Source organism: Methanomassiliicoccales archaeon, from assembly GCA_014361295.1.
Taxonomy (GTDB): Archaea; Thermoplasmatota; Thermoplasmata; order Methanomassiliicoccales; family JACIVX01; genus JACIVX01.
On sequence record JACIVX010000105.1, the window covers coordinates 1 to 871 of the forward strand.

1 protein-coding gene is annotated in these 871 nt (G+C 36.9%); it reads right to left on the bottom strand.

Annotated features, from left to right (window positions below):
• A partial coding sequence (locus H5T41_11415) for a hypothetical protein (protein MBC7109367.1) occupies positions 1-871 on the bottom strand: 871 nt, incomplete at both ends.

Consider the following 871-nt stretch of genomic DNA (forward strand, 5'->3'; position numbering starts at 1 on the left):
TTTCATGTGATAATCATGAACCCATTTCCATCCAGCAACCCGCCTTATAAACTCCTTCTCTCTCCAAGCCTCTTTAATGGCCTTCCTCAACAGTTCAAGGTCTTTATCTATCTTCCTAAGTCTAAGTTTCTTCTTATCCATGGCCTTCTCCAACCTTGGGATTATTTCATCAGATAATTTAAGAAATATGGCCTCATTAACCGCCTTCCTGTATGCTTGCAGTTCCTTCTCTTTAATCTGGATCTTATTATCTATATCAGTTAGTTTACTCTTGATTTTCTTGAGTTCTTCCTGTTTCTTGCTTAGGGCCCTGGATCTGTTTTTATATATTTTGTGTTCATGTTCTATTTGTTTGAGTTCTTCCATTATGGTGTTTTTTAGGCCTTCTATTAGCATTTTATCAGTTTCCAGTTCCCTTATTTCTCTCTTTTTGTTTCCTATTTCTTGGTATTGTTTCATGTTTTTGTATTTTACCAGACCATTTATTATATCCTCTATTGCCTGGCCTTTTACAGCCTCATACTGGTTTATTCCCATTTTTCTTCCTTCAAGGTATGCGTTTAGGCCTCTTATTTCAGTATTGAGTTCTCTTATCTCTTTTTTTACCTTATAGTATTCTTTTTTAAGTTCTTCTTCTTCCTTCTCCAAGTGTATATAATACTCTCTAATCTCTGGGTACATCTCCTTGGCCTTTTGAGTCCTTGCACGGTTCTTATTCACCTCTAAGCCCTCAAGGATGTTCTGTTCCTTATCCTTGATCTTATCCTCAGTTTCTATTAGTTGATCTTGAAGATACTGGATCTTTTTAGTGGTTGCTTCTATCTCCTTGCTCTTATCATCCCCAACCTTATCCCAAGCCCTTAGTTCCTCC